Origin of the sequence: Conexibacter stalactiti, from assembly GCF_033542075.1 — a bacterium.
In the GTDB taxonomy this organism is placed as follows: domain Bacteria; phylum Actinomycetota; class Thermoleophilia; order Solirubrobacterales; family Solirubrobacteraceae; genus Conexibacter; species Conexibacter stalactiti.
Genome location: NZ_JAWSTH010000229.1, coordinates 1 through 1,205, shown reverse-complemented (window position 1 = coordinate 1,205; position 1,205 = coordinate 1). Strand labels below are relative to the sequence as shown.

Genomic DNA, 1,205 nt, shown 5'->3' with positions numbered 1-1,205 from the left:
CGCCGCCCCCGTCGCCCCGCTGCTGGCGGCGGCGGCCGCGCGCGGCGAGGAGGCGATGGGCGCCGCGGCAGCCGCCGACGCCGCCTGGAAGCGGCTGGACGAGGGATCACGGGCGGTGGCGGAGGCGGCCGGTGACGCTTCGCTGGCCGCCGAGGACACACCGGCCGCGCCCAGCGCCGGCACGGCCGACGCCGCCGCCGACGCCACGCCCGCCGACGCCGCTGACACCGCGCCCGCCGACGCCCACGCCCCACCGAGCCTCTTCGACGCCGCCCCCACTCTCTTCGACCTTCCGGGCGACGCCGCGCCGGCGCCGCCCGCAGCGAACGTGGTGGCCGAGGCGTTGACGCGCGCCGACGAGTCGGCGCCTGCGCTCGCGCTGCGGATGCGGGCGGGTGAGCTGCGGAGCCAGGCCGGCGCGTTCGGCGAGCTGGTCGCCGTCGAGCAACGGCTCGATGCTGACGAGCAGGCGCTTGCTCGGCTGCTCGCCGAGGCAGAGACGGCGAGCGCGCGCGGCGAGTCGGCGACGCAGGCGCTCGCAGCAGCCGAGCAGACGCGCGCGCGGCTCGACGGCGCCGCGCAGACGGCGCGCCGCGCCGCCGACCGGCTCGACGCGCTTGCCGCCGAGACCACCGCGGCGCAAGAGCGCGCCACGCACGCGGCTGAGCGCGATCGCTTGACGGCCGCCCAGGCGCAGCTCGCGGACCGCGTGCGCGCGGCCGTCGACGCCGAGCAGGCCGCACGTGCCGCCTGGCTCGACCTGCGCGAGCGCCGCCTCGCCGGCATGGCCGCCGAGCTGTCGGCCGATCTCGCGCCCGGCGAGCCGTGCGCCGTCTGCGGCGCGCTCGATCACCCGGCGCCGGCGCATCTCCGCTCGACCGACGGCGCCGCCGATCCGATGACCGCGGAGCTCGACATCTCAGGGGTGCACAGATCCGCGCTCATCCCGGGCGGAGACGCTGACGCCGCTCCGCTCGCGAAGCAGGAGCGGGCGGCGCAGGAGGCGCACGCGGCGCGCGCGGACGAGCGCGGGGAGCTGGAGCGCTCCGCCGCCGCGAACGCGAGCGCGCTCGCCGCCGCGCGGGCGATCGCTGGCGAGGCGAGCGCTGAGGAGCTGCGCGCGGATGCCGCGCGGCTCGTCGAGCAGCACGCCGCCGCGCGCGCCGAGGCCGACGGGCTCGCGGGCGCCGAGCGCGAGCTGAGCG

The 1,205-nt window shown here is 79.9% G+C and carries 1 pseudogene; it reads left to right on the top strand.

What is annotated here, in order from left to right:
* Positions 1-1,205 (top strand): annotated as a pseudogene (locus R7226_RS31480) (hypothetical protein); the annotation flags it as partial.